Below are 26,309 nucleotides of genomic sequence, written 5' to 3' on the forward strand. Positions count from 1 at the left end.
ACGGGAGCCAAATCCAGGGCCATCTCAGCGCCCCAAGCCGGTCAGTAACACCGAGGGGTCATGCTGTGCGGCGGCCTCGTCAACAATGCGCCCATCCTTCGAGAACACCACCCTGTCAGCCCAGCCTGCATGCCTGGCCTCGTGTGTCACCAGCACGACGGCGGCACCTGCGTCCGCTCTGTTCCGCAGCACCTCCAAGATCCCATCCCCGGTGGCCGAGTCAAGGGCGCCGGTGGGTTCATCCGCCAAGATCAAGCGCCGGTCGCCCACAATGGCGCGGGCAATAGCCACACGCTGCTGTTGACCGCCGGACATTTGGTCCATGAACCTGTCCGCCAAGTCCTCTATTCCCACCAGTCGCAACGCATCTTTGGCCTGCCGGCGGGCCTTGCGGGCAGGGATACCGTCGAGTTCACGCGGCAATGCCACGTTCTCGGCGGCCGTCAAGGTGGGCACCAGGTTGAAATCCTGGAACACGTACCCCACAGCGCGGCGCCGCAGCCGGGCCAGCTCATTCACGCTCAAGCCGCCAAGCGGGGTGCCCTCTACAAAAACCTCACCGGAGGTGGCTTTGTCTAGTCCACCGGCGAGGGTTAGCAGCGACGACTTGCCAGATCCGGACGGGCCCATGACGGCGACAAACTCGCCCGCATTGATTGTTAGATTCACGTTGCGCAGTGCTGCCACTTCGGTAGCGCCCTCGCCGTAGGTGCGGCTCACGCCAGCTAGCTGCAGGACCTCGTTGCTCACTTCGACACCGCCCTGACGGTCGACGCCTTTGGCTGTGATAGTGGTGTTTCCGTGCTGGCCTTGGCGTTTTTTCGGGCGGCCACAGCACGTTGGGCCATCCAGCCCTCGCAGTGGTCCAGCCAGCGCACCTCCGCCTCCGTGGAAAAGATCAGCGAATCCAGCACCAACAGCCAGGCCGCGTCAGTGGCGTCCCCCGTTGCCTGGGTGCCGGACAGCCCGGTCCCAGCATTGGTCGCGGCCGTGCGCCGTTGGCGGGTGTAGTCCTGCAATAGCCGCATCGACGCCGTACGCTGGGCTTGGATGACAGCGGCTACATCAACGCCGTCCAGAGTCATGGCCAGCGCCAGCTTGATAGCCAGCTCATTCCGAGGCGGATTCGTGGCGGCAACAGGGGCGGCAAACCAGCCCATCACCTCGGCGCGCCCCGCGTCGGTGATGCTGTAGATGACGTGGCCCTCGCCGTCGTCCCCATCCTTTTCCACCAGAGCATCCCGCTCCAGGCGGTCAAGGGTGGTGTAAACCTGACCAATGTTCAGTGGCCAGGTGGAGCCTGTTCGCTGCTCAAACTCGCCCCGCAGCTGATAGCCGTACCGCGGCTCATCCTGCAACAACGCCAACAACGAGTGTCGAATCGACATGAGAACTCCCCCGGCTCGGCGCGACCGCCCCCAATGGCCGGTCGCTGCGGCGGTATGCATACCGCGTATGGTCAAGACTAGCTACCGAGTATGCAAATTGGCAAGGAGAGTAGTGTCAGCTAGCGGCAGTCGAAGTCATGCAGCTCGGGCCAAACGGGATCGACACCGCTGCCATACACCGACAGGAGAGCGCCGTCGCTGGTCCATTTGAAGTCATATGAGCCTGATTCTATGGGCCGGTAGCCGTCATCGGCAGTCCAGGAGCTGACGGGCATGCCAATGCCACCAAAACCCACCTTGTATAACTCGCCTCCGCCGGAAAACAAGAACGAATCTTCCCGCGCCACGGCCTGGCAGAAACCCGGCCCCGAGGGCTGCAAAACCTGGTAGCTGGCATCAAAAGCAAGGTCGCGAAATCCAATAAATCCCGCACAAATAGCGGTCACAACGGCGAGCGCCGTCCACCATCCCGAACGCCTCCGGGGCGACCCCTCCCCCGTGGCACGGTTCCGCTGTTTGCGGATGATGGATCGGGCGACCGTCAGAAGCAGCGACACCAGCAGAAGAGTTGCGCCTACAGCCCACGCCGGCATGACGCGCCCGCCCCACACCAGCAGAAGACCAAACATTCCACCCACGGCAGCCCCGGCCGACACCAGCAGAATCACGCCGATAGCCAGATCCAGGCGTTGTTCGGTCGTTGACCGCTGTCTCAGCGGCTTTTGTGTGGAGGTCATGGCGCAAATCTACAGGCATGGCGGGGCGTGCTGGTGTGTGCGGGTCCGGCAACCAGACCGGCAAGCCCGGTACGGGAAGGAGTCACTGAACGCGATCAGTCGGTCTCCTCATTTGTCGCTTTGCGCCCACCCGTCAGAAAGGCGCTCCGTTTCTCAAGCCAGGCCGCGCGATAGGGATAGCGGGCGTCCTCGATATCAGCCTGCAACACGGCCAGTGTCGCGGGCGCGAGAGCCGCGGCATCTCGATCATCGCCCTGGTAGCCAACTCCCCAGGGCAGTACGAAGCGGGTGCGGTAATAGTCCATCAGTAGCACCACGAGATTGCGGTCGCCGTCGAGGCGAGCTGTAGCAACGCTGCCGCGTTCGTTCCTTGATATCTTCCAGGCACCGCCGCTGATTTGCTCGGCGCTGAATACCGGGTCAGAGTCCCAACTCCATCGACCTCGGGTCATTTTAGGGGCATCCCGCCCGGCATTCTCTAATGATGCGGCGAGAGCTTCTGGGGTCCAGGGGGCAGGAAACCACGTATCAAGACTGACGCTCAGTTCCAGACTGGTGAGCCATGGTGAAAAATCGTCATTACGGTAGTGCATCTGGTTGATCGCAGCGGAAAGCGCAACGGTTGGCAACGCCGGCCCACCGACATCGAGCAGAGCAAGGTGCAGTTGAAGCATCTTCATGTACTGTCGGCGCGCGGCGTTTGACCGGAAAGGGGGCAGCGGAATGGAACTGACGACTGGGCTATTCCAAGGAGCCGTCTTGCTCAGGAAATTCATGCCGCAATGCTACACGGAGATCTGGCACGCTTGCCGCGTCGACGGGCGCCGCGGCCAGACCATCTTGCTGAGCGAAGGCAGGACAGCGCACCGGATTTGGGTGTCCCTTTAACGATCGGCTGGCGGGCACTAGATCGGCTTTGTTGGGAGGAAGTCAGTCAGTGACTTTGTCAAAAGATCAGGCGCTTCTTCGTCCATGTGGTGCCCTGAATCGATGCCGTGTCCTCTCACGTCGTGAGCCCAGTTTTCCCAGATCTTGACTGGATCGCTGTAGAGCTGCTGCAGGTCGTCCCGCAGGGACCACAGCACCAGTAGGGGCGTAGCAAGGCGCCTCCCGGCAGCTTGGTCGGTTTCTTCGTGGGCGCGGTCGATGGTGAGTCCGGCCCTGTAGTCCTCGAGCATCGCTCGCACGACCTTCGGCTTATGGATGGTCTCGTGCCACTCTGCATAGTTCCCGGATCCCATCACTGAAGGGTCGCCGCGGTACCAACTGTCCGGGTCCGCATTGATGACGCGTTCGGGGATGTCAGGTTGCGCATAGAAAAACCAGTGCCACCACATCGTGGCGAAACGGGCATCGGCAGGGGAAAGATGCTCGCTCATGGGTATGCAATCCAGCAAGGCGACGTGGTCGAGACGACTCTCATGGTCCAGTGCAAGCCGAAGATCAACATAGCTTCCGCGGTCATGGCCAACGAGGTGGAAGCGCTCATGGCTGAGGGCCGTCATCAGTTGCGCCATGTCCCCGGCGACGGCTCGCTTTGAATGATTGATGTGGTCCGCCGTCGGCTCCGGTCCAGTCGAGCGACCGTATCCGCGAAGATCCGGACATACCACCGTGAAACCCGCCTGGATCAGCTGCGGGGCCACCTTGTGCCACGTCGCCCCAGTGCGCGGGTGCCCATGAAGGAGCAAAATCGAGGGCCCGTCACCTCCATGCCGAACGTGCAATACCGCATCACCAACGGCAACGTCCTCGACCACGAAATTCTCGAACATTGTCCAATCATGCTGCACCGCAGAAACACGCGAAGCCATGGGTGCGAGCCCGTGCCGCACCATCGAAGAAGCAGTGACAGTTCCGGGCGTGGATCATGGCCGCCCTCACCAGATATTCGACTTGGCCTCAATCCTCAATCCCGCATAACTGGGCAAGTTCGGTCAGTAGCGTTGAGGTTGGTCCGAGGTCAACAGCCCCGCTGCCGCCGGCACGTTCTCCTGACGCTGGCAGCAGCGCGTCGTACGCACGGCGTCCGGCGCCCCGGTTTCCACAGTCAATCGCAGCAAGTCCGATGAGGAACCATGAGACCTCGAGCATCAGATCACGTGGCGGATCGGCAACGGTGTCGAGAGCTGCGGTGGCTTCCTCTTGGCTTCCGCTCCGGGCAAGAAGGAGGGGGCGCACCCACGGTTCGTAAGGGCCAAATTGTCCGTCGGGAAGCTCCATGCCGGCCCGAACGGCAGCCGTAAGTTGCGTCAATTCGCGCAGGCCGACCCTGAATCCGGGCATTTCACTGCCTTCCTGCGGCGATGGTCCCTGCAGGAAGGCCCAACGGAACCAGGTGGTGAAGACGGTCGCCAGGGGTCGATCGAAACGGGCTGCAAGTATGTCGATCCGGTCGGCCTCCCCCGAGGCAGCGATGATGTCATCCAAGGCGCACAGGGCCTGCATCCTGATCAACCGCCCTTGAATTTCGAAGGTCGACAACTCCGCCGCCACTGCCAGATCAATGATCTCGGAACCGATTATTTCGCGTGATGCGGCCTTACCTGTCGTCTCAAAAGTCTGCAGGTAGCGGGCGCTGAGCGCGAAGCACAGCAGAGCGGGATCCGTGAGTCGCCGGGCGATCCGTTCAGCTTCGGCGGCCTCAATGAGTCGGTTGGCGGTGCCACGTGATTCCATGGCAACGGTGGCGAGCAGCCTCGCCCGTACCCGGTCTGAAGTCTCCAGAGGCAGTGCCGTGATGGTCCGCAAAGCTGCGTCGACGATTGCTGCCGACTGCTCCGGATCGTCCGATCGACTCCAGCTGCCGGGCACATCGAATCCACCGATGACGCGCGCCAGTAGTTCCGGGTCGCCGAACTGCTCGGCAGCGGCTATCGCAGACATTCGTTGATCAGCCGCGAACTGGACCGCGCCGGACACCGCGAGGAGCGGAAGGAGAACGGTGACGCTTTCGAGCTGAGCCCGCGCACCGGTACGCGCAGTGGCGGTGACGGTTCGAAACAGGATCGAGTCGCCGTCGTCGTCGAGATCCAGTGAAGGATCGTGACCCAGGATGCCGCGCTCGAGCTCAGTCAGTTGACCACTGGGAGCCAGCCCGAGATCCTGCATAAGGGTGGAGCGGGCCTGAGCGAGTACGGCAAGAGCATCCCCCTGGCGCGCGGACCGATAGAGTGCCAGTGCGAGTAACCGCCAGCCGTCCTCTCGCCAAGGATGTTCACTGATGTGAGTGTCGAGCAGCGCAATGACGTCCTTCGGCCTGCCCATCGCAAGCCGGATTTCAGCTAGCCGCTCGACCAAACTGGCCCGGAGCTCAGCACCCCGTGCCCTTTCACTCTTGGCCCAGGGACGCGTGCTGAACTCCTCGAAAGCGGCTCCGCGCCACTCCTGAAGCGCCGCCGTCAACAGTGCTTCCCGGGCCTCCGTGCTCTGTCCATCCGCGGACTGGATAGCCTGCTCGACCCTCCAGAGGTCGACGCCGGTCACCGGGAGTTTGAGGGCATAGCCGTCGCCCACGGTGACGAGGTTGGCTGGGGGCGTGCGAGCCGGACGCTCCGGCTCGAGGATCCGGCGCAACTCACCGATAAAGGTGCGAACGGCACCCACCGCGCCTGCCGGGGCGTCCTCCCACAACTCATCAACCAGCCTGCCCGTTGACACCGTCCTGCCGTGAGCTGCCACCAGAATGCCCAAGATCTCACGGTGTCGTGCTTTGGAAAGATGAAGCGGACCGCCGTCGATCTCCGCACCGATCGGACCTAGAACGCGGATTCGCAGCTTACTCACCCGCTCAGTCTAAGTCGTAGGCGGGGCCAGCTGATCGGGGGCTGATTCAGGTGTGGGATTCTCACATTGAACCCGCGCTGGAATTACCCGCCGCGGAAGATGCCGCCTTTTCGGTACGCGGCCAGAGGGAGAAAAAATGGACTTGAAGATCAGCGGCAAAAAGGCGTTCGTTAGCGGGTCAACCCAAGGTATCGGCTACGCAATCGCGAAAACGTTGGCCGGCGAGGGTGTGGATGTGACACTCAATGGGCGTGACGCCGTGAAGCTTGCCGCGGCAGTTGAGTCGCTGCGACGAGAGGTACCCGGGGCCTCCGTTACTGGCCTCGCCGCCGATTTCTCTGACCCCACCCAAGTAGAGCGACTGTGTGCCGACCTTGCCGACGTCGACATCCTCGTCAACAACGTAGGGCTCTTCGAGTTGAAACCATTTGAACTCATTTCGGATGACGACTGGCGGATGTACTTTGAGGTGAATGTACTCAGCGGGGTGCGACTCGCCAAACGGACCATGCCGGCAATGCTGGATCGAGGGTGGGGCCGGATCATTTTCGTGAGCAGTGAATCGGGCGTCAGCATCCCGGCCGACATGATCCATTACGGTGCGTCAAAGACGGCGATGGTCGCCGTTGGCAACGGCTTGGCAAAGCTCACCAAGGGCACGGGCGTGACTGTGAACTCGGTACTCGGTGGCCCCACTTACTCAGACGGTGTTGCTCAAACCGTTGAGGAGCTTGCTGAGCAATCGGCCCTTTCGGTAGCCGATATGAAAAAGGCGATCATCGCCACGAACCAAACCTCACTGCTAGAACGATTCATCGAGCCGAGCGAGATCGCGAACATGGTGACTTTCTTGGCAAGCCGTGGCGCCTCAGCAACGAATGGGTCAGCGGTGCGGGTCGACGGAGGTGTTCTGACGGCCCTGTTCTAGGCCAACCGGGTAGAGAAGTATGGCGCACGTCTGGGCGAGCGGTGCCGCGCAGGGGTGGTGGGTTCTCTGGCACTGGCCTAGTGTGGAAATTGGACGATAGGAGCACTTCATGAAGAAAATCCTCATGATACTGACCAGCGTTTCCGAGATCGGCGATACAGGAGAGAAGACCGGCTACAACGTGGCCGAGGCTGCGCACCCTTGGAAAGTCTTCAAAGATTCCGGGCATTTTGTCGACTTCGCCTCGATCAAGGGCGGCCAACCACCCCACGACGAGGTGGACACACACGATCCCATCCAAGTTGCCTTCACCCAGGACGAGGCAACCCGCGCCGGCCTCTATAACACCGCCCGTGTCGACGTCGTCGATCCCGAGCAGTACGACGCCGTTTACCTGGTGGGAGGGCACGGCACCATGTGGGACTTCCCGGACAGTGAGGGCCTGCAGAAGCTAGTGGCCAGCGTTTACAACGCCGGCGGTCTAGTGGGCGCGGTCTGCCACGGACCGGCCGGCCTGCTGAACGTGAAATTGAAGAACGGGCTCGGGATCGTCCAGGGCCGCAATGTGGCTGCCTTCACCAACGACGAGGAGGTTGCGGCGGGGAAAGACAAAGTTATCCCGTTCTTCCTGGCGGACCGGCTTGTGGAGCAGGGTGCGACCCACGTCTGCGCTGACGCCTTTGAGGAGAAGGTGGTGGTGGACGGCAGGCTGGTGACCGGGCAGAATCCGGCCTCGGCCGCCGGCGTGGCCAAGGAGATGGAGAAGCTCTTCGCGGAGGTCATCCACCACGAAAAGGCTGAAGAGCAACACGAGGCGGAGGCCCTGCGTGCAGTGAAAGACGCCGAGAAAAACGCCAAGAAGAAGGCGGCGGCAGACTCGGAGCACTAGCACCGATCGGGAATTGACACTCAACGGCCGCCCCAACAATGAGGCGGCCGTTGAGTTCGGCGGTAAAGGTCCAGCTATGTGGGTAGCCGGTGTTGGTCGTCTTGGAACTGTTCCCTCGTTTTGAGGTTGGTAAAGCCAAAATTGACGATAGGCGCCAGCCCTGTTTTGAGACGCTCCAAGACGTACCGTTCGTGGGGAACGAGGGTCTCGGGCAGGTCATCAAGTTTGAACCACTCCAAGCCAGCCGACTTGTCTCGTTCCACGATTTTGGGATTGCCCGCCCAGGACTCACAGGTGAAGAAGAAATCAACGCGTTGATCCAGGGCACGTGAGGTTCCTTGGGTGCGGTGCATAGTGGTCAAGGGAACCAGATCATGGGCTTCAACAACGATGCCAAGTTCCTCTCGGACTTCGCGGGAGGCTGCTTCGCTCACAGATTCATGGGCCTCAACGTGGCCTGCCGCAGCGGCCGACCACTGACCATTCATAGCCCCGGTTCCTTGGCGTAGCTGGAGCAAAACAGAGTCCCCACGCCGGAGGATAACGTAGCTAACCGGGGTCAATGTGAATCTTTCTACCATCTCTAAATGTCCCTCCTATGATGGAGTCCCACTTGCTAAACGTGGTGAAGGCACCGCGTCACAATGCCCCACACGGTCCCCCCTTCCAGGCTTTGCCCGCCGCCTGCGGCCGGGGACGGCTGGTTGGCTGGCTCGGTCATCAGGGAGGCACCGGCGTCGCGCATTAACAACCGACGGATCAGGAGCTCGCCATCCACCACGGCAACCACTACGGAGCCGTCCTTGGGCGTGAGGGACCTGTCGACGATGATTTCATCGCCGTCGCTGATGCCAGCACCCGCCATGGAGTCCCCCGAGACACGCATAACAAAGGTGCAGGTGCGGTCCCGGATCAGGTGTTTGTTGAGGTCGATGCCCCCATTGAAATAGTCACGTGCAGGATTATCCAACCCAAACATTTGTCATTCTTTAACGTCCTTATGGGAGAAACCTCCCGGTCTCTGGGCCTTCAAGACGATCTTATCTGGTACCCGTCTTTGACAGGACCGCCCGACTGCCGTCGCCTAAAGGGTTGCCTTGCCAGCTATTTCAGGGAATGCTTGATGTCAATCCTGCTCAGGAGGTCTGGAAAGTGCCCAAAATCCAGCGCGTTTCGATTGCAGATCAAGATCCCACGTGGACCGTCATTGGCCCGGATCTTCTGCCGATCGGCCCTATAGAGGACTACCTGGAATTTCTTCGGCAAACCGGTAGCTCCCCCAATACCGTGCGGGCATACGCAACAGGCCTAGGAAAGTGGTGGCGTTTCTTGGATCTCCGGGACAGGCAGTGGGACGCGATCCGGTTTGAGGATCTCACAGGCTTCCTGGGCTGGCTTCGTACGGGGTTACCTCCAGATATGTCAGTCATTGGCACGGACCGTCCCGAGCAGTTATCGGATGCAACCGTGGCGCTACGGCTCCAGTCCGTGCGTTCGTTCTACGTCTTCCATCAATGGCGCGGGCTGCAGATATTGCCAGCTCTTTCTTCGTCTTCACAATTCGGACCGCCCTACAAATCGTTTCTCCATCACACGCACCGAAACGGCTCCAATCAGCGAGCTACCGTGAGAGTTCGTCAACGACGAAAAGCAGCCCCTACCCTGACACCGACTCAGATCGCACTCATCAAGGACACGTGCGCCACCTTCGATTCACGAGTTCGCGCATGGGAGGGCGTGTTAAGGGATCGTCTATTCTTCAACCTTTTGGAAGAAACCGGCTTGAGGATAGGCGAGGCCTTGTCATTGCAGCACCGCGACTGGCATAGCGGCGGTGGCGAGAATCCTTACCTTGAGGTCGTACCAAGGCCGCACCCACATGGGGCAAGGGTCAAAGGCGGAAACTATAGGAAGCTCTATATTTCTGACGATCTCGACCAGCTCTACGCAGAACACCTATGGCAGCTTTGCGACCTGGGCATGGACCTAGTTACGCCGCGCATGGATGAGGCCTACGTCTTCGTTAACCTTCACGGCTCCAATCGTTTTGGGCCGATTCGTCCGGAGACGATCTACAAACTCGTGGCACGAATCAGCCGAGCCAATGTTTCGAAACTGCCGCAAGGGTGGTCCCCTCACTGGTTTCGGCACACTCACGCCACGGCCCTTTTGCTGACCGGCAGCCCGATCCACGTTGTGAGCCGCCGGCTCGGACATCGAGATGTCCAAACCACCCTCAATACCTACGCCTGGGTGACTGAAGATGAGGAATTGAAAGCCCTGGCTGATTGGAAAACCTTGACGAGAAAATGGCGGGCCGTCCATGAAACCAGCTGATGCAAATCTCTACACCCACCTGCGAGAGATCAACGCCGATCCATTCTCGACCTCCGTCAATGAGCGACTCCTGGACGTAGTGCCGGAAGACCTGCAGGTCTTACATTATTCGAAGGCCGTGATCCCGGCAGAGTATTGGCCGTTCTTTGGATTCAATAACAAGGTCACTGTGCTGCGACTCGAAGACATGCCCGTCACGTTTAGACGCGAAATAATCTTCGCAGTGTGGCGCATCATCGAAATTGGGGGCCGAATCCCTACAAGTGCGCTGGGCATCCTGGTCCGCGAGCTCGGCCCCACCCTTGAGCGGCTTCGAACGTCAGGGCGCCCTCAACAAAGCCTCATGACTCTGACGCTGGATCAGTGGCGCAAAGAGTTGGAGGTCACCTTTGCCAGGCGCACTGGTCAGCTTCCCAGTCAATCATCAGTCACGACCCCGTTCTCTGCACTATGCCGCGTATACAAGTTGCTCTGGTTTGCCTACGACACCAACCCATGGTGGCAGCGGGAGATATGGAGCCTTACCCTGGATCAACGAATTCCTAGACGTGGTGAAGAGCCCAACGGGCAACGAGCCATCCACTGGCACACGATCGAACCATACTGGCTTAGGTCAGCTGGCATGTATCTCGTCCGCTCTTTGATGGATTCAGGACAGATCTCGTGGTCAACGGCGCATCAATACAAAGACAGTTTCAGAGAATTCGGCCAGTACCTCACTCAACAGGGCATCACGACGCCACGTCTGGTGGCCAACGAAGAAGACCTTCGCCCACTCATGATGGACTTCCTGACAACCATTCGAACGCTTCCGCCCAGAGCACACGGCGTGGCGGGGCCAAGACGCTCTATGACGTCAATCTCGCACGTGTTCACCACGGTCCGAACACTGTACGGTTTCATGCACGATTTCGGCAATGAAGCAGCCAAAGCCGTTGACGAGCCTCGTTGGGAGGGGTTGGGGCCCGAGTACCTCCGATTCTGGCGACCGGGAGATCTCGGGAAGACTTCCAAGTCGCATGCCGGCGTCGAGCACCTGTTCAGCGACGATGACCTATCTCGCATTGCCTCGAAGGCCCACCTGCTCGGAGCACCGAGCGACCAAGGCGGCCTTGGCGATCCGCAAGCCATGCGAATTCTGCTCCTCATGATTGCTACTGGTCGCCGTATCAGCGAGATCTGCATGCTGGATGCGAACCCACTCACAATCATCGAGACGGGCAAAGCTGGCGACGAGCCATTGGCGAAACTTCACTACGCCCAATCGAAAATCGACAAGGCCCCCAACACAATATTTGTCGACTCCGAAGTCATCACCATCATCGCTGAGCAACAAGAATGGCTCAACCAGCGCCTAGCAGCCACTCCCTCCGAAGACCCCGCGCCGTACCTGTTTGTCCGAACCCAAAATAATCTCCGAGGACAACGACCCTACCTCGGCACCATCTTCCGCAGCCAACTCAACAAATTCGTCAATTTGGCGGGTCTTGTGGATAGCCAGGGACATCCAATGTCTATCAGCAAGACCCACCGGTTCCGCCATACCAAGGCCACCAACCTCCTCAACTCAGGTATGCCACTTCACGTTGTTCAGCGCTACTTGGGTCACACCTCACCCGAAATGACGATGCATTATGCCCAAACTCTCGATTCAACAGCAAAAGCTGAATTCTTGAAGTATCAAAAGCTCACCAGCACTGCTTCACCGCCGATCTTGGCCGCGGAAGACCTCTACGACCTGATGCTGCTGGACTCCCATACGGATCGGGTCCTACCCAACGGATGGTGCACACTACCGCCTTCAAAGTCGTGCGAGAAAGGCAATGCTTGCCTGACCTGCGACCTCTTCGTCACCGATGATCGCTTCCTTGACGTGCATAAAGCCGAGCTAGTGTCCCTCGAGTCCCTGATCGAGACGCGTCAGGATTCCCACCGAGATAGGACCGGCGAACCCATGAGCGAAAACCATGTCTGGTTGACCTTGCGTCGCCGCGAACAGAAGGCGCTCAATGTCATCATTGACGCCATCGATAATCCCTCGGTGACTTCATCAAAAGCTGCAGGTGTACCCGCTCGGGTCGAATCCGACAGCTACCCCGCTAGTGCGGATCCGATGGCGCCGAACCATGGTCGGTAACCCAGAAAACCTGCGCGCAGCTGCGCGCAACAAACATGACGCCGCGCAGCTACGCGCAGAACAAGGACTCCGACAACTGATTCGAAAGAATGAACCCATCACCTTCGAAAGGGTTGCCGCCGAGGCCGGCGTGTCCAAAGACTTCCTCTACCGAATGCTGGACTTGCGAACGCGCATCACGGAGCTACGCGACCACCAACAGACCACCCGGCACACGCCATCCACGATCAGCACCAAGGCTGACATTGCAGCTGAAAGTACCAGTAACATCATCCGAACGCTCACAGCAAAACTCGCCCACGAGCGCGCCAGCAATCGCCAGGAAATTGCCGAACTACAAGCCGCCTTGTCAGCAGCACACGGCGAGATTCTGAGGCTCAAACGATCACTCCGAGCTGATCCCTCCTAGCGCGGTGCCGTCTTCTTCCACCATGTTCCAGACCCGCCTGCACAGACCACCTACGTCCGTAGCGAAACCTTCACCGGGACAGCTGATGGCATCCCAGTCAACGGCTACCGTTCCCTTGTGGTGTCTGCCAAGAAATGGTTCAGGCGCGGTCGTAGGTGAGAACACGCACGCCTGAGTCGAGCAGAGTCTCCTCAACCGGCTGGAACATATGGGATTGGAAAGGGCCGTTGAAGAGCGGGATTCCAGATCCAATAACGGATCGGTTCTGTTTCAGTACGAGTCGGTCAATTTCTGGTAGCAGGGAGTGGGCCAGCTTGCCGCCTCCCACCAGCCACAGGTCTTTGCCTTCCTCGGCTTTAAGCGCGCGCACGCGTTCCATCGCGTTGTCGCGGACAATCTCGACAGCTGGATCCTGGCTTTCCAGTTTGGTTGAAAAAACGAGGTGACGAAGGTGTGGGTACGCGTTGGTCAGCCCAGCAGCAAGCCCGATCTCGTAAGACGCCCGTCCTTCCAATACGGTGTCGAATACCTTGCCGGGGTTGACAATGCCCATTGCAGCACGCACAGGCCCAGGGACGGTTTCGGGGTACTGATCGACGATGAATTGGATGACATCGGGCGTGAGCGGGAAATAGTCTGCACCGCTTGGATCACCGCCGTCAGGGCCAGCGATATAGCCGTCAAGTGTCGTAGCCACGTAGTACACGAGTTTTCGCATTCTTGTCCGTTCCTGAGATGACGAGCGCGTAGCCCTCAGCATGCCAAGAGCGTCGAACCCGGGTCAATAAGCATGTGGATCGCAGCGATAAAAGGTGGCTTTTCGCAGCGCTGAATGTCTCCCCCGGTGCCCGAAAGCCGAACCCTATCCGGGCGTTGATCGTTCACGACATGTCGGCGTGCACTGCCGGGCCTCAGTAGGTACAGCTCCCAGGCTAGAGATCCTTGCCGAGTTCACTGAGCCCTCTCAGGAGGACGTCGGCAACTAAGCGGGCATAGCGTCCATCAGGATCCAGGTCAGGATCGAATACCGTTACCGATGCACCTATCGCGCCCGGAGCAAGCTGGGCCAGCAATGCCGTCAGCTGTGAAGTGTTGAGTCCGCCGGGATCGGGACTGTCAACCGCCGGCATGATGCTTGCATCGAGCACATCGACATCGATTTGCAACCAGTAGCCGGCACTGGCCACGTCGCGGGAGGCAGATCCGACTTCATCCGGCGTTTTCTCGATAGCGCTTGCGGAGGAAATCACGAGGCCTAGGGTGGCGCGCGCTTCGGTCGCTTCTTCATCGTCCGCGCGGTGGCCAATGTGCACAACGCGCTGCCGGTCGAAGTATGGGCCGAGACCGTCAATGTCCGCGACTGCTGGCCAGTGCAGGCCGACCGCGGCTGCGAGGTCTTCACCCGCAACGCTCGCACATTTGTCGCTATTACCGGGGTGCCTGAAATCCGTATGACCGTCGACATGCACCAAGCCCGTCCCGCCGCGTCTCGACAGTGCCATACCGATCCCGAGGAGTACGCTACAGTCACCTCCGATGACCAGGGGGATGTCGCCCGCGTCAAGAACGCTCGTCAGACGGGAGGCCAGGCGTTGCGCATGATTCACCATCGCCGGCTCATTCCGCACGTGTCCGTCGGCACGGGTATCGTCGTCGTCGACGTACCGGCCGCTGAGGACGATGCCCGCGTCCCGGGCTCCTTGGCTGATCAGTTCCCGGAACAGGCCCACTTCTCGCAATGCCTCGGGAGCCTTGTCCGTGCCTGGAACGCTCCCACGTAGGGGCGGACGCAGTCCGAGGTTGGTGGGAGCCGAGATGAGAGCGATCATCTTTACATTCTGACGGATTCGTCGGCGTTAGTCATGCCCGTAGACCGGTCCGGCTCCGGGACGTTGAGTCGCCAAGGTCAACAGTGGCAGAACGATGAATCTTGGTGCCCGCAGGCCAACGGTTAGCTGACAATTAGGCCTGGCCTGTCGAGTCGACTGGTCCTTGAGTGGCGCGGGTTTTTTGCTCGTGTCAAGAATCCGATGCACCGCACCGACGATGTTGATACTAGCGAACGGGCCGATTGCGTAGCGAAGAAAGTTAGCAGGGAGACTCGAAGTGTGCTCCTGCGTTGTCACTTGCCAAGTAATCTCTGCTGGCGATTGATCGAACCCGAATAGTTCGATGACGACGGTCCGGTATCTGTTCTTGAGAATATCGCTGTGGTCGTACTGGCCCTCGGGCCGCTCAGTGGATCGATTCAGCGACTTTGCGTATCGGATTTCGCTGCAGGAAATGACCTTGAGTATTTCGTTGCTTTGTCAAAGAGCTGCATCTATTGTCTGTATTATGCCATCCAACAGTGGGTGACGCATCACAATTGCTGTCCCGGGAGGGTGTGCTGTGGGCGGCCCAATGGAGAAGGCAGGAATCCCTCATGGCTGATCTGATAGTTATCGCTTTCGACTCCGAACAGGAAGCAGAAGACGCTTACGAAGTAGTGCAGCAGCTGCAGAAGGACCTCATCGTTGAATTGTCGGGGCTCGCGCTCGTCAAAGTCGACAGCGAAGGTCGGACGAAGGTGGAGTATCCGGGAGCCACCGGCAAGATCGGCGTCGGGGTCGCACATGGTGCGCTTTTCGGTACTCTCATCGGCATTTTGTTCTTCGTGCCTTTCGCGGGACTGGTCTTTGGGGGCCTGTTCGGTGCCCTGTTCTCCGGGCTCGACAAGACTGGACTCGATGAGCAGTTCCGGGGCCGTGTGAAATCGACGGTCACTGCCGGCAAATCAGCGGTCGTGATCTATGCGGTGAAGCTCACCGAGGACAAGTTTGCGGCAGCTCTAGCACCTTACAACGGGACGGTCGTGCAGACATCATTGTCCGCCGAACAAGAGCAAGAACTCATCCACGACCTCAAGGGTAAGTAACCCAGACCCGCATTGTTCTCTCGCGCTGTGAGTACCATCAATGTGCATCCCCGGCCTGGCGGTCACCATCGTCCCGGGTGGAGACCGCTAGCCGGGTTGCGGCGGGCGTTAATCATCCGTGAAGCACTGGCCGGAGTGACGCTACTGGCTATCGCGGTACCTCTGAACATCGGTTACGCCCAGATCGCCGGCCTACCACCTACCGCCGGGCTTTATGCACTTGTGCTTCCGGCCTTCGCGTACGCCCTCGTGGTGTCCTCACGACAAGTTGTTGCCTCACCTGATGCAGCCGCCGCCGCGCTCGTCGCTTCGTCGATCGGAGGACTCGCTGTGGCTGGCGGCAGCGGATACGCGACCATGGCGCTCGCGCAAGCCATCATCTGTGGCGTCCTCCTCGTCGCGGCCGCAGTGTTCAAGCTCGGCTTTCTGGCCAACTTCCTCTCGAAACCAATTCTCATCGGATTTGTGGGGGGCTTAGCGCTCGATATTATGGTGTCGCAGCTTGCCAAGATGCTCGGCATTCCTCTCAAATCAGGCGAGGAATTCCTCGGCAAACTGAGCCAATTGAGTGCGGGTTTGGGAAAAACCAATCCCTGGTCGCTGCTCATCGCCGTCGCCTCAGTCGCCATCCTGCTACTGGGCCGGCGCATCGCTCAGGTAGTTCCGTGGGCGCTCGTCGTCTTGATCTTCACCACCGTACTGGTCGTGACTGCAGGTCTCGAAACGTCCGGTGTTGCCGTGCTTGGACCCGTGGATGCGGGTCCGCCCGTGTTAACCTGGCCCGTTCTGGACTTGGCGGGTTGGCTCGTGCTGGTTCCCTCAGCGATCGCACTCACTCTCGTGACTATGGCCGAGGGGCTGCTGGTCGCCCGCAGCTACGGCGAAAAGAACGGCTACCCAACATCACCGAACCGCGATCTGCTCGCGTTCGGCGCAGCGAACATCGCAGCGGGTGCCTCCGGCAGCTTCACGGTTGGCTCTTCCACCTCACGAACTGCCGCAATGGACCAGGCGGGTTCGCGCACGCAGTTGCCCACGCTGGTCGCGGCGGCCGGAACGCTCCTGCTTCTGCTCTTCGGCACCGCTCTGCTAGAGCACATACCTTCACCGGCGATCGGTGCCGTCGTCGCCGTCGCCATCCTTCCCCTCCTTGGAATTCGTGAGTTCCGCGTGCTCTGGCGCCAGGACCAGTTTGAGTTCATCGTTGGAGCGGTGTGCTTCCTCGCGACGCTCCTCATCGGTGCCATCCCGGGGATCCTCATTGCATTCGTGCTGGCACTCGTCAATCTGGCAAAACGCGCTGCGACACCAGCGGTAGACGTGCTCGCCGCGGAAGGTGATCCGTTGGCCGCTGTTGTCCGCATCGCCCCGCCTGGCACCGCGACCGCGCCAGGCGTTCTCCTTATTCGCGTCGCCGCTCCGCTCTTTTTCGCCAACAGCAGCGCTGTCGCCGAAACGATCCGGGACCACATCGAAGCGATCGTCGACCCGCTGGTCCGCTACCTTGTCCTTGACTTAGAGGCCGTCACGGACGTGGACGTTACCGCCGCGGAAACCTTCATTTCTCTCCAGCATTGGCTCAACGAGCGCCACATAACACTGTCGTTTAGCCGAGCGAGACCGGGGCTGGAGGATCGGATGCGAGCACTCGGCATCATCACCGATGAAGCGGTCTACCCCACCAACCGAGCCGCCCTCGACGCGGCCGCAGAACGATAGGAGACTTCATGGGTTCCGTCATTGGAGAACTGTTGCCTCTTGCCATTGGCATTGCCGTCAGTCCACTTCCGATCATCGCCGCGATTCTGCTGCTGCTTTCGCCGCATGCGCGTGGCACCTCTTTCGGCTTCCTTATCGGCTGGCTACTGGGCATCATCGTGGCCACTGTCGTGTTCATCTTCGTCGCCACGGTACTCCCTGAAACTGGCACGGACGGGCCACAACCGATCGTCGGGACCTTGAAGATTATCCTTGGCGCAGCGCTGCTGGTGTTCGCAGTGCGCCAGTTCCGCGCTCATCCCGCCGACGGGGCCGAGCCCCAGTTGCCAAAGTGGATGAGCGCACTCAACACGATGACCGCAGGGCGCGGAACGTTGCTGGGGCTCTCCCTCGCGGCGCTGAACCCGAAGAACCTCGTCATGGCCGCCAGCGCCGGAATTACCGTTGGCGCCGTAGAACTCGACCCCGGCAGCACGATCGTTGCCGTCGTCCTGTTCACCCTGATTGCGGGGAGTACTGTGGGCGTCCCCGTGATCGCCTATCTCACAGCAACAGAGCGCATGAGCGCACCGTTGGCCACGCTACGAACGTGGCTGGTGCGCAACAACAGCACAGTCATGGCGGTCCTGCTGCTCGTCCTCGGCGTCACACAAGTCGGGAAAGGCATCGGCGAATTTTCCTGACAGCTCTATGGCACGAAATGTTGTCGCTCGTTGCGCAACGTTCTCTGCCCTGGAGTTGAGAGCCGCCTCTGTCTGCACATGCCCACGTCGGCCCGAGAGCAGCCGTCGGCCCGACCCCGGCTGCTTGATGTAAACATGAAAAAGGACGAAACGAGGTTGTTGAACAAGGCACAGGGCGACAGGGTCCTGCTCCGCCGCGAACACAACAACCTGCGAATTAGTTCGGTTGCGCCCGGTGTCGTGATGACCGGGACTTGTGCGAAATAAGCAGCCGCGGAACGTGACCAGTCTTGTGGACGCTGCCGCTCCTGACGCGACTCCTGAATTGCGAACAAACCCTTGCCCAAGAGCTCACAATGACCTACTAATTGACTATGACGACTGCCGATGAAACTGCAGAGTGGCCTGACCGTACGCGCCTGCCCATCCCGCCGTACCAAAAGGTCGGACGGATAGCCCGCACAATTGCGGAGTCCGATCCCATAGACTGGCCACAAGAAGTGGAAGCACCCGAAGGTGCCCCAAATATCCTGCTTGTTATGACCGACGATGTCGGATTCGGCGCGTGCGACGTGTTCGGAGGACCGATCCCAACCCCGGTCTATGGCAGGCTCGCCGAGCAGGGGCTGCGTTACAACCGGTTCCACACCACTGCACTGTGTGCACCGTCTCGTGCGGCACTCATTACTGGTCGTAACCATCACGTGGCTGCGACCGGGATCATCTCCGAGTTCTCCACCCCATTCCCCGGCTACCACAGCATCATGTCCAAGAGTGTGGGCAGCATCGGTGAGATACTCGGCGCCAACGGGTATGGCACGGCGTGGTTCGGCAAGAACCACAACGTGCCCGATTGGCTCACCACCCCGGCCGGTCCGTTCAATCTCTGGCCGATGGGCCTGGGGTTTGACTACTTCTACGGGTTCCTCGGCGCCGACGCCCATCAGTTCCGGCCGGCCATCTACGAGGGCACCGTACCCATTGACCCTTATCTCGGGAGGGAGAAGGACTACCACCTCGATGCGGACCTCGCCGATCACGCCATCTCGTGGATCCACACCCAAAAGTCAGTGTCACCGAACAAACCATTTCTGGCGTACTACGCCCCCGGTACCGCTCATGCCCCGCACCATGCTCCGAAGGAGTGGGTGGAGAAGTTTGCCGGCCAGTTCGACCACGGCTGGGACGAGCAGCGCCGGCGCACCTTTGAACGTCAGAAGGAAATGGGCGTCATTCCGCCGGATGCGGTGCTCAACCCGACTCCGGAGAGCTACCGCCGCTGGGACGATCTCGATGACGACATGAAGCGTGTCTGCGCCCGCCAGATGGAGTGCTACGCAGCAGCTATTGCTCACTGTGACTACCAGGTTGGCCGGGTCATCGATGCACTCGAGGAGATGGGCCAATTGCAGAACACTTTGGTCATCTACATTCAGGGCGACAATGGCTCCAGTGCCGAAGACCCCACCGGACACGGGTTCACCAGCGAGATCGGAGTGCTCGGCAATGGCGTCGTCGACCGCGAAGACTACATGGTGGAGAACATAGACGAGTTCGGCGGCATGTGGCTGCAGAACCACTTCTCGCATGGCTGGGCGCACGCGATGAACTCGCCCTACCAGTGGGACAAAAAGATCGCATCCCACCTCGGTGGCACTCGAACCTCCATGGTGGTGGCTTGGCCAGAACGGATCGTGTCGGGCGGTGGGCTGCGCAGCCAGTTCACCCACATCACCGATATCGTGCCGACGATACTAGAAGCTGCCGGGCTTCCAATGCCAGTGACGATCAACGGCATCGAGCAGCTGCCCCTCAATGGCGCCAGTTTGTCATCCACGTTCGATGACGAGGCGGCCGAGGAGCATCACACAACGCAGTATTTCGAGGTCATCGCAAACCAAGGCATTTATCATGACGGGTGGATGGCCAACACAGCGCCGAAGCGATTGCCATGGGTTGGAATGGGCCCGACAACGGCGGACCCATTCGCAGACTATGAGTGGGAGCTCTATGACCTGCGGAAAGACTTCACCCAGTCGAAGAACCTAGCGGGCGAGCATCCGGAGAAACTGGAGGAACTCAAACAGCTGTTCCTGAACGAGGCTAAACGCAACCAAGTGCTGCCGCTGGATGACCGGTACATCGAGCGGGTGCGTCCCGAGAACCGGCCGCAGCACAACGTCGGCCGCTCGTCGTTCGCCTACTACCCGGGCACGAAACGCATCACCGAGGCCATGGCGCCAGACATGAAGAACACCTCTTACCGAATCACCGCCACAGTCACCATTCCGCCCGGTGGTGCCGAGGGGATGCTCGTCGCCCAAGGTGGCTGGTTTGCTGGCAATGCCTTCTACATACTCAACGGGCGGCCGACTTACTCCTATGCGAAGTCCCACTACCCGGAGCACAAATACACGATCCGCGCTCCTGAAACTCTTACCCCCGGACCGCATACTCTCGTAGTCGACTTCACTTACGACGGTGGTGCGCCTGGCAGCGGCGGAACCGCTATAATTCTCGTCGATGGCATCGAGGTGGCCAGTGGACGCATCGACCAGACCGTGCCCGTGATTGTCTCAGGGACCGAAACTCTCGACATCGGCGAAGACTCCGGGACACCAGTCGTGCGCGACTATGATGTACCGTTCCGATTCACCGGCCAACTCCACAAAGTCGTCATCGACCTCCTCAAGGGGAAATAGTCGAAAACACGCCCCAAAAGACTTCCACAACAGGACGACCGCGCTTGGCGGAATGGACAGCCCCACGAACCAACGCGGACACCTTCCTTGTTCCGGTAGTCGGCACCGGGTGATCTGCTGGATGAGGTTGTAAGGCTCGTAGTCGAACTCACCCCGCAGAGAAACGGCCAGATGCCAAAAGAACCCTAAATCTGACCCCACGGGAACCGGCAAACAGGGCTGCTTCGCACTGACAGGACAATCCCCGGATGAGGAACGGTCAGCGGGACAAAGCAGAGCATCGCAAGGGATACGCCACACGCGCCGCGCTGCGTGGCCGTAGAGTCGAGTTGCAGCCATCAGCTCATGTGATGATGTGAGCGAGCACTTCAGCCAGCATGTCGATGAATCACAGGGGATCTCTATGGTCAGCAAATGGACGACCGAAGCGAGCCGTCTTGTGCTCGACGATGGCTGGATCAAGGTGCGAGCTGACCGCTGCACTGGCGTTGATGGTCAGGTGATCGATCCCTATTACGTCATTTGTGCGAGCGACTGGGTGTCGATCCTCCCCCCTGACTGATGAGGGGACGGTGCTGGTAATTAAGGAGTATCGCCATGGTGGCGGTGTGATCGCTCCCGGGCTTCCAGGCGGCGGGATCGAAGCTGGCGAGGAGCCAGCGACTGCAGCTGAGCGAGAACTTCTCGAGGAAACGGGATATCGCCCCTCACAGCTGTTGGCGGTCGGAAGCGCCTACGCGAATTGGGGAAACCAAGACAACCTGGTCCATTATTTTGTCGCGCTCGGATGCGCACGAGTCGGGGAACAATTGCTCGATGTAAACGAAGAGATCGAAGTTCGTCTCGAACGCGTTGAAGACATCCTTCAACCAGGCTTCTTCAAACAAAGCTTCCATCTCGTCAATATTCTTCTCGCACTACCCCATTTGCAACTAAGCAACGGACAACAGCCAGGTCCCGACGCAGAGTAGAGCGTTGCTCGCGGGCTGCACGAAAAACTAGGACAGTGCCATAAACGGAACCTTTACTGGGGCGGTCGAGGATAGCTCAAGCTCACCCTCATTTGTAGATTTCCCAGTTTTAGGTGCTAGTTGGGTTTCTCAAGTAGTCGGCGTTCGCCGGTTCCGCATTGATAACTAAGAGCGACAAGGTGGATGGCTTAGGTCGTCGGGTTTTTTCGGAAAGAGGCCTTGGTGTGGTCGCTAGGAGTGTCCTGGGTGTGGGTATTATTTTTGCTGTGTACGGCGACGAGCAACAGGCTCCGATCACGCCGCCTAGATCCCTAAAGGAGCCCCCATGGCATCCGAAGTACTCCCACAGTCAAAGAAACGATTCGGACGCCTCATCGAACGGAATGACGGCCGAGATTTTCCCTTCTACGACGGAGCCCCCATTGAAGTAGCAGCTTGGAAATGGACTGTCATCATCCTTTCCTGTGTGGCCGGAATTGCGACACTCATGTTTTACCCGGCGCACAATGATCTCCAAGCGCTGGTCCCGCGGATTCTCTTCCTCGCGATTCCCCTGTCGGTGTTCATCGGCTTTACCGGCCAGTACTGGAAAGCGCTCTTCAAGAAGCCAACCGCAATGGACTACCTGAGTATGCTCGGCTTCTGGCTTTTGAACTTCGCTGTTTCGGCAGGAGTCGGCGTCATCGTTATGACTGTCTTCGGGGCGAATGCAAACCCCGCAACCAACGGTCTTATCGAGGGCGGTCCTGTCCAGATCATTGCGTTCTACGTAGGAACATGCATCCAGATCCTTGGCGAGGAAATGTTCACGATCCTGCCGTTCCTGGGGATCATGTACCTGCTGTTCACCAAGGCGAAGCTCTCCCGAAACACATCAGTTATTCTGGCCTGGCTGATTACAGCGGTGGGATTCGGTGCCGCCCATTTGCCGACCTATGGGTGGAACTTCGCCCAAGCTTTCCTCGTTATCGGTGTTGCTCGGCTCGTATTGACTCTGGCGTACATGAGGGGCAAGAACATCCTCGTTTCGTTTGGCGCTCACGTCCTGAACGATTGGGTAATTTTCACCTTCGCGTTGGTTGGAGCGGCCGCGGCAGCCTAGCAGTATCGCTGAATAGTCTTGGCACCGGCAGCTAATCGTTGGCTGTTGCTGCCAGGCTCAACATGTTTGGGCAAGGCGCTCGGCCGGGATTTCCCTGCCGAGTGCCCTGCATGTCCACCCGTTGAGCTGCGTTGAGAGGTTTCGAGTCCCAAGCACCTGCAAATCGCCGGGACCTAGCGCGACAGCAATCACTATCAAGTTCTCCAACAGGAAATCGGGGAACTGTGCCCGCCCGCGATCTTCCTCCCAAACCGTCCGGCAGGCCACCACGAAACCCCAAGCGGAGCGGTCTGCGGGACTGTGTAGTCGTTTGCCGGTTGATGAAGAAAGTATTGGGTGGATGGGGCGGTAAGTTGATGTTTGTAGGTCAATGGCTTGTACTGAGGGAGCGTCACTTGGTCGGGGCGCTCTTTGTTCACGGCGACAGGCCTTGGTCATCCGGCGTAGGCTGGCGCTCTTTTAGCTTTGTGGTCTCGGCGGATGCAGGAGATGAGGACTACGACGGCAAGAATCCACAGAACTGCTTGTGTGAACACCACAAAGGATGGGGTAGGGAACTCAGTTCCGGCCGCTACCCCGAAACCGCCGCTACCTAGGGCGAGTGAGAAGTCATCGAGTGCGTGCAGGGCAATCGGAACCCAAAGCCGCCCGGTAGCGAGAAACGCGCCGTAGAGCACCGCGCCACCAGCCGCTGTGACCGCAACTTGAAAGGCGACAGTTGCTATGGGCACGCCGTGAGCCAAGCTGGCTGCCGAGTGTGCAAGACCGAATGCCAGGGACGTGACCACAAACGCAAAGGTCTCACCGTGGTGACGGGTCATCGAGGCTCGAAGGATGCCACGAAAATAGAACTCTTCGCCTAAACCAACAAGACCCATGACCACGAGCACGAGGACGATCGAGGGAATAGTCCAGGTATCAAGCGGCGCGGCGGCAATGTTGACCAGCGACTGCACGAGCATGATCGCAGGTATAGCCAGCCACCACCAACTGCGTCCTCGGTGACCGGTCGGAACAGGTGTACGCCACACGGCCGGCCCCCACCCCGCCCACTTCACAAAGATGATGCCGGCGATGATTGGCACGACGATGGGGGCGTGTGAAATGACGAGTTCCCATGGCCCGGATGAAATACCCGTCCAATAATCCAACGCGTTACCGAGGCCTGCTGCGAACAGGATGTAGACCACGATGGCGACTAACCCGATCCACATCCTTCGGGGCACACGCTCCACCACCGGCGCCGTTGACTGGCCTATCACGGCGCTACCCTGGAGCTAAGCGCCACGTTCGAATCATCTGCCACGCGCCCGCGGATGAAGAACACCAGGACAAGGCCTGCAGCGATCACCACGAAGTTGCCGAGATTGGCGATGCTACTCAGAGCATCCCCCGACGGGTAGGCAGTGAGTAGGAAGACGCTAGGGTCGGTGCTCGCGTGCAGCAGCACTGGCCAGATGAGGTTGCCGGTCACCCGCAGCGCAAGGTACATGAGGATACCGAAAGCGAAGGTATAACCGAGCTGGATAAGCGTCGGTAGCAGTGCCTGACCACTGAGAAGGTTAACCGAGTGAAGCAGCGCGAAAATCCCAGCGGAGACAAGTGCAACTACGATCTCACGGTGGCCTGCCTTGCGCATGATGTTGACCACGAGCCCGCGGGTGAGAACTTCCTCGGCAAAGCCGATCATCAGTCCAATGACGATCCATAGCGCAACGACCGTGAAGCCCGCCTTGGCGTAGTCCAGTGATGCGAAACGTAGGAGGTTAAACAGCAGCACTACGACGACGGCGATCCACATCCAGCGGCCACCGCGGATCGGCTGCTGACCGAACAGGTCTTTTAGCCACCCGACGGATGCGGCGAAGGCCACCAGGATCAGCCCTCCGATTGCTATAGGTATGAGGAACCCGAGCAACAGGTACTTGGGGCTGTTCGGTGTACCGATGTCGCCACCGACCACAACGCCAAGTAAGAGACTTGCACCTTCGTAGAGAGCGATATAGGCGACAGCAAGAACGATTGTTTTCCACCAGGCCCCGCGGTCCCAGAACCGCTTCCACGGTGTAGCAGCAGTCAAATCGGTCATTAGTGCCCCCAGGGTCAGGCGACACGAAGTTGAGCCGCATCGATATATTACCCAGTCCCCTGGCTCCTGTTCCAATCATTCCTTCAGATGAACGGCTACTGGGACTAGTCCTCCTTGGACTGTCGAGAGGACTGGTCTTCGAGTATCGCGAATGTCTTTTCGTTCGCGTCAGGGCTTCGACAAAGCCCACCATCCAGGCTGACGCTCGTGCCCGGGCCGACTCCGCCAGAGAGCAGGTTGACCTATGGGATCCAGCTTGAACTCCTGCTTTGCCCCCGGACCAGCAATCTCAGCTGAGTCTGGGAGCCTTGAACGATGAGGTACCCAGGAGCCGTTCGTCTGCGCCGCGGATGACGAAGGCTACTGACACCAAGGCAAACAATCCAAGCAAGGGCAGGAGGCCGGTCGCCAACGCCGCTGAATCGGCGGGAGTACCGACACCGGTGGCAAAGTTCGCGAAGTCCCAGGCAGCATGCAGAATCATTGCTGGAATGAGTGATCCTGTCACTCGTCGTGCAATGTACAGGACGGTGCCGGCCAGGAACGTGAATGCCACCTGCAATACTGTCTCTGCATCGGACTGACCCAGGAGCATATTTGAGCCGTGCATTAGCGCGAAGACTGAGGTCGTGATCAGCCATACCCAGACCTCAGCGAATCGGCTGCGCAAGGCGACTAAGAGCACCCCGCGAGTGGCTATTTCCTCGGTAAATCCAACGAGCAAGAGAATGAGGGAGGCCCCCAGGAACGCGCCATCGTAGGCGCCCCAATCGGTGGAAAGCAGTATCATGATGGCCATCACAGCCATCAACGCAGGTACCAAGACGGGCCAACGGTGCTTGCTGCGATGACGGTCACGGAGCACAGGCCTCCACCAGCCCAGTGCCGTGACAACAACCGCAAGGGCGATGGTGCCGACGATTAATGAGACCCCGACGCCACGGAACAAATTCGCACCACTGGACCCCCACTCAGGATATGGAACACCCGAAGACGCTTGAAACAGCACAACCAGTACAAGGTAGCCGACCGCCACAGCGAAACCAATCCACACTCGAGGCGCCACCCGCAGCGCAGTACTGCTCATGTCCGTGACTCACAGCCGCTATTGGGTGTACACATCGTCGGCAATGATCGCGGTGAATCAGGCATCTCAGTCCTTCAATAGTCTCTTACCTGTCGATCCTATTCAGCCATTCACTTCAAAGGCAATTTGAATTGGACAACGAGAAACAGCCATGCGATACCCGAACTAAAGGAAACAAATCCTAGCTACCGAAGTGGGTACAACGTCCAGTAAGAGGTCGGTCCGAATAAGGGGCGCAGAACAGTCCCGTAAGCCGGTCCACCACCGGACATATCCGTCCCTGACCTGCATCGTCGCGGCGTCGGGCCATCGACTGTCCCGTATAGGGTGTCCGATGAACTGACCGGTGAAGGGTCCCTATGTGACACACTGAACTACATGTCTAAACTATTGGTCGGCTATGCTCGCGTGTCCACGGAAACCCAAGA

Annotated in this window: 25 protein-coding genes; 12 read left to right on the forward strand and 13 right to left on the reverse strand. The window is 59.4% G+C overall.

What is annotated here, in order from left to right; genetic code table 11:
* Nucleotides 1–24: 24 nt before the first annotated feature.
* The 6 genes from CXQ94_RS11040 to CXQ94_RS11065 form a co-directional block, all read right to left on the reverse strand.
* Nucleotides 25–750, reverse strand: a complete 726-nt coding sequence (locus tag CXQ94_RS11040; protein WP_104089878.1) for an ABC transporter ATP-binding protein — start codon at nucleotides 748–750, stop codon at nucleotides 25–27.
* Nucleotides 747–1,388 carry a PadR family transcriptional regulator gene (locus CXQ94_RS11045; protein ID WP_104089880.1) on the reverse strand — a complete coding sequence of 214 codons (642 nt, stop codon included), beginning with the start codon at nucleotides 1,386–1,388 and terminating at the stop codon, nucleotides 747–749. The genes CXQ94_RS11040 and CXQ94_RS11045 overlap by 4 nt, the downstream gene beginning before the upstream one ends.
* Before the next feature lie 119 nt (nucleotides 1,389–1,507).
* Nucleotides 1,508–2,125, reverse strand: coding sequence for a hypothetical protein (locus CXQ94_RS11050; RefSeq protein ID WP_104089882.1), 618 nt, complete (start codon nucleotides 2,123–2,125; stop codon nucleotides 1,508–1,510).
* 95 nt (nucleotides 2,126–2,220) lie between these two features.
* Complete coding sequence (locus tag CXQ94_RS11055) at nucleotides 2,221–2,901, reverse strand: hypothetical protein (protein WP_146070280.1); 681 nt, start codon at nucleotides 2,899–2,901, stop codon at nucleotides 2,221–2,223.
* A 129-nt stretch (nucleotides 2,902–3,030) separates the two neighbouring features.
* Nucleotides 3,031–3,900, reverse strand: coding sequence for an alpha/beta fold hydrolase (locus CXQ94_RS11060; RefSeq protein WP_104089886.1), 870 nt, complete (start codon nucleotides 3,898–3,900; stop codon nucleotides 3,031–3,033).
* A 127-nt stretch (nucleotides 3,901–4,027) separates the two neighbouring features.
* The gene (locus CXQ94_RS11065) at nucleotides 4,028–5,911 is read right to left on the reverse strand and encodes a BTAD domain-containing putative transcriptional regulator (protein WP_104089888.1); all 1,884 of its coding nucleotides are present in this window, start codon (nucleotides 5,909–5,911) and stop codon (nucleotides 4,028–4,030) included.
* 136 nt (nucleotides 5,912–6,047) lie between these two features.
* On the opposite strand from CXQ94_RS11065, the gene CXQ94_RS11070 reads away from it, so the two are divergent.
* Both CXQ94_RS11070 and CXQ94_RS11075 read left to right on the forward strand, forming a co-directional pair.
* On the forward strand, nucleotides 6,048–6,839 hold the full coding sequence (locus tag CXQ94_RS11070) for an SDR family NAD(P)-dependent oxidoreductase (protein ID WP_104089890.1): 792 nt from the start codon (nucleotides 6,048–6,050) through the stop codon (nucleotides 6,837–6,839).
* 109 nt (nucleotides 6,840–6,948) lie between these two features.
* Complete coding sequence (locus tag CXQ94_RS11075; protein ID WP_104089893.1) at nucleotides 6,949–7,728, forward strand: type 1 glutamine amidotransferase domain-containing protein; 780 nt, start codon at nucleotides 6,949–6,951, stop codon at nucleotides 7,726–7,728.
* Between the two features lie 74 nt (nucleotides 7,729–7,802).
* On the opposite strand, the gene CXQ94_RS11080 is transcribed toward CXQ94_RS11075, so the two are convergent.
* Nucleotides 7,803–8,309 carry an NUDIX domain-containing protein gene (locus tag CXQ94_RS11080; RefSeq protein ID WP_104089895.1) on the reverse strand — a complete coding sequence of 169 codons (507 nt, stop codon included), beginning with the start codon at nucleotides 8,307–8,309 and terminating at the stop codon, nucleotides 7,803–7,805.
* Nucleotides 8,310–8,344: 35 nt separating this feature from the next.
* Nucleotides 8,345–8,707 (reverse strand): LexA family transcriptional regulator, encoded by a 363-nt coding sequence (locus CXQ94_RS11085; protein WP_104089898.1) that lies wholly within the window; start codon nucleotides 8,705–8,707, stop codon nucleotides 8,345–8,347.
* A 137-nt stretch (nucleotides 8,708–8,844) separates the two neighbouring features.
* Between CXQ94_RS11085 and CXQ94_RS11090 the strand changes: the two genes are divergently transcribed.
* From CXQ94_RS11090 to CXQ94_RS11100, 3 genes are read left to right on the forward strand one after another with little or no spacing between them, the layout of a single operon-like run.
* Nucleotides 8,845–10,065, forward strand: a complete 1,221-nt coding sequence (locus CXQ94_RS11090) for a tyrosine-type recombinase/integrase (protein WP_219817028.1) — start codon at nucleotides 8,845–8,847, stop codon at nucleotides 10,063–10,065.
* Nucleotides 10,052–12,202, forward strand: coding sequence for a tyrosine-type recombinase/integrase (locus tag CXQ94_RS11095; protein ID WP_104089901.1), 2,151 nt, complete (start codon nucleotides 10,052–10,054; stop codon nucleotides 12,200–12,202). The genes CXQ94_RS11090 and CXQ94_RS11095 overlap by 14 nt, the downstream gene beginning before the upstream one ends.
* Nucleotides 12,192–12,611, forward strand: coding sequence for a DUF6262 family protein (locus tag CXQ94_RS11100; protein WP_104089903.1), 420 nt, complete (start codon nucleotides 12,192–12,194; stop codon nucleotides 12,609–12,611). The genes CXQ94_RS11095 and CXQ94_RS11100 overlap by 11 nt, the downstream gene beginning before the upstream one ends.
* 139 nt (nucleotides 12,612–12,750) lie before the next feature.
* Here CXQ94_RS11100 and CXQ94_RS11105 read toward each other — a convergent pair whose 3' ends face one another.
* Nucleotides 12,751–13,329 (reverse strand): dihydrofolate reductase family protein, encoded by a 579-nt coding sequence (locus CXQ94_RS11105; RefSeq protein WP_104089906.1) that lies wholly within the window; start codon nucleotides 13,327–13,329, stop codon nucleotides 12,751–12,753.
* 214 nt (nucleotides 13,330–13,543) lie between these two features.
* A complete protein-coding gene (locus CXQ94_RS11110) occupies nucleotides 13,544–14,440 on the reverse strand; it encodes an arginase family protein (protein ID WP_104089909.1) in 897 nt (298 codons plus the stop codon).
* Nucleotides 14,441–15,036: 596 nt separating this feature from the next.
* Here CXQ94_RS11110 and CXQ94_RS11115 point away from each other — a divergent pair.
* The 7 genes from CXQ94_RS11115 (at nucleotide 15,037) to CXQ94_RS11145 (ending at nucleotide 22,705) form a co-directional block, all read left to right on the forward strand.
* Nucleotides 15,037–15,528: a DUF1269 domain-containing protein gene (locus tag CXQ94_RS11115; protein ID WP_104089912.1), complete on the forward strand. Its 492-nt coding sequence runs from the start codon at nucleotides 15,037–15,039 to the stop codon at nucleotides 15,526–15,528.
* A gap of 27 nt (nucleotides 15,529–15,555) precedes the next feature.
* The gene (locus CXQ94_RS11120) at nucleotides 15,556–17,247 is read left to right on the forward strand and encodes a SulP family inorganic anion transporter (RefSeq protein WP_258067014.1); all 1,692 of its coding nucleotides are present in this window, start codon (nucleotides 15,556–15,558) and stop codon (nucleotides 17,245–17,247) included.
* A gap of 8 nt (nucleotides 17,248–17,255) precedes the next feature.
* Nucleotides 17,256–17,930, forward strand: a complete 675-nt coding sequence (locus CXQ94_RS11125; RefSeq protein WP_104089918.1) for a GAP family protein — start codon at nucleotides 17,256–17,258, stop codon at nucleotides 17,928–17,930.
* Nucleotides 17,931–18,304: 374 nt separating this feature from the next.
* Nucleotides 18,305–20,632, forward strand: coding sequence for an arylsulfatase (locus CXQ94_RS11135; protein ID WP_104089922.1), 2,328 nt, complete (start codon nucleotides 18,305–18,307; stop codon nucleotides 20,630–20,632).
* A gap of 355 nt (nucleotides 20,633–20,987) precedes the next feature.
* The gene (locus CXQ94_RS22180; protein ID WP_146070281.1) at nucleotides 20,988–21,194 is read left to right on the forward strand and encodes a hypothetical protein; all 207 of its coding nucleotides are present in this window, start codon (nucleotides 20,988–20,990) and stop codon (nucleotides 21,192–21,194) included.
* Nucleotides 21,195–21,204: 10 nt separating this feature from the next.
* The gene (locus tag CXQ94_RS11140) at nucleotides 21,205–21,603 is read left to right on the forward strand and encodes an NUDIX hydrolase (RefSeq protein ID WP_181034173.1); all 399 of its coding nucleotides are present in this window, start codon (nucleotides 21,205–21,207) and stop codon (nucleotides 21,601–21,603) included.
* 325 nt (nucleotides 21,604–21,928) lie between these two features.
* On the forward strand, nucleotides 21,929–22,705 hold the full coding sequence (locus CXQ94_RS11145) for a CPBP family intramembrane glutamic endopeptidase (RefSeq protein WP_104089927.1): 777 nt from the start codon (nucleotides 21,929–21,931) through the stop codon (nucleotides 22,703–22,705).
* Between the two features lie 434 nt (nucleotides 22,706–23,139).
* Here CXQ94_RS11145 and CXQ94_RS11150 read toward each other — a convergent pair whose 3' ends face one another.
* From CXQ94_RS11150 to CXQ94_RS11160, 3 genes are all read right to left on the reverse strand, one after another.
* Nucleotides 23,140–23,967, reverse strand: a complete 828-nt coding sequence (locus CXQ94_RS11150; RefSeq protein WP_146070282.1) for a CPBP family intramembrane glutamic endopeptidase — start codon at nucleotides 23,965–23,967, stop codon at nucleotides 23,140–23,142.
* On the reverse strand, nucleotides 23,964–24,794 hold the full coding sequence (locus CXQ94_RS11155; protein WP_104089932.1) for a CPBP family intramembrane glutamic endopeptidase: 831 nt from the start codon (nucleotides 24,792–24,794) through the stop codon (nucleotides 23,964–23,966). The genes CXQ94_RS11150 and CXQ94_RS11155 overlap by 4 nt, the downstream gene beginning before the upstream one ends.
* Nucleotides 24,795–25,083: 289 nt before the next feature.
* Nucleotides 25,084–25,881 (reverse strand): CPBP family intramembrane glutamic endopeptidase, encoded by a 798-nt coding sequence (locus tag CXQ94_RS11160; RefSeq protein WP_104089934.1) that lies wholly within the window; start codon nucleotides 25,879–25,881, stop codon nucleotides 25,084–25,086.
* Between the last annotated feature and the right edge of the window lie 428 nt (nucleotides 25,882–26,309).

This window comes from Arthrobacter sp. GMC3 (assembly GCF_002929305.1).
Classification (GTDB): Bacteria; Actinomycetota; Actinomycetes; order Actinomycetales; family Micrococcaceae; genus Specibacter.

What these genes read in the sequence shown, in the direction of transcription:
- CXQ94_RS11045 (WP_104089880.1), bottom strand. Translation starts at nt 1,388, where the DNA reads ATGTCGATTCGACACTCGTTGTTGGCGTTGTTGCAGGATGAGCCGCGG.
- CXQ94_RS11050 (WP_104089882.1), bottom strand. Translation starts at nt 2,125, where the DNA reads ATGACCTCCACACAAAAGCCGCTGAGACAGCGGTCAACGACCGAACAA.
- CXQ94_RS11055 (WP_146070280.1), bottom strand. Translation starts at nt 2,901, where the DNA reads ATGAATTTCCTGAGCAAGACGGCTCCTTGGAATAGCCCAGTCGTCAGT.
- CXQ94_RS11060 (WP_104089886.1), bottom strand. Translation starts at nt 3,900, where the DNA reads ATGTTCGAGAATTTCGTGGTCGAGGACGTTGCCGTTGGTGATGCGGTA.
- CXQ94_RS11070 (WP_104089890.1), top strand. Translation starts at nt 6,048, where the DNA reads ATGGACTTGAAGATCAGCGGCAAAAAGGCGTTCGTTAGCGGGTCAACC.
- CXQ94_RS11075 (WP_104089893.1), top strand. Translation starts at nt 6,949, where the DNA reads ATGAAGAAAATCCTCATGATACTGACCAGCGTTTCCGAGATCGGCGAT.
- CXQ94_RS11080 (WP_104089895.1), bottom strand. Translation starts at nt 8,309, where the DNA reads ATGGTAGAAAGATTCACATTGACCCCGGTTAGCTACGTTATCCTCCGG.
- CXQ94_RS11085 (WP_104089898.1), bottom strand. Translation starts at nt 8,707, where the DNA reads ATGTTTGGGTTGGATAATCCTGCACGTGACTATTTCAATGGGGGCATC.
- CXQ94_RS11090 (WP_219817028.1), top strand. Translation starts at nt 8,845, where the DNA reads ATGCTTGATGTCAATCCTGCTCAGGAGGTCTGGAAAGTGCCCAAAATC.
- CXQ94_RS11095 (WP_104089901.1), top strand. Translation starts at nt 10,052, where the DNA reads ATGAAACCAGCTGATGCAAATCTCTACACCCACCTGCGAGAGATCAAC.
- CXQ94_RS11100 (WP_104089903.1), top strand. Translation starts at nt 12,192, where the DNA reads ATGGTCGGTAACCCAGAAAACCTGCGCGCAGCTGCGCGCAACAAACAT.
- CXQ94_RS11105 (WP_104089906.1), bottom strand. Translation starts at nt 13,329, where the DNA reads ATGCGAAAACTCGTGTACTACGTGGCTACGACACTTGACGGCTATATC.
- CXQ94_RS11110 (WP_104089909.1), bottom strand. Translation starts at nt 14,440, where the DNA reads ATGATCGCTCTCATCTCGGCTCCCACCAACCTCGGACTGCGTCCGCCC.
- CXQ94_RS11115 (WP_104089912.1), top strand. Translation starts at nt 15,037, where the DNA reads ATGGCTGATCTGATAGTTATCGCTTTCGACTCCGAACAGGAAGCAGAA.
- CXQ94_RS11125 (WP_104089918.1), top strand. Translation starts at nt 17,256, where the DNA reads ATGGGTTCCGTCATTGGAGAACTGTTGCCTCTTGCCATTGGCATTGCC.
- CXQ94_RS11135 (WP_104089922.1), top strand. Translation starts at nt 18,305, where the DNA reads ATGACGACTGCCGATGAAACTGCAGAGTGGCCTGACCGTACGCGCCTG.
- CXQ94_RS11145 (WP_104089927.1), top strand. Translation starts at nt 21,929, where the DNA reads ATGGCATCCGAAGTACTCCCACAGTCAAAGAAACGATTCGGACGCCTC.
- CXQ94_RS11155 (WP_104089932.1), bottom strand. Translation starts at nt 24,794, where the DNA reads ATGACCGATTTGACTGCTGCTACACCGTGGAAGCGGTTCTGGGACCGC.
- CXQ94_RS11160 (WP_104089934.1), bottom strand. Translation starts at nt 25,881, where the DNA reads ATGAGCAGTACTGCGCTGCGGGTGGCGCCTCGAGTGTGGATTGGTTTC.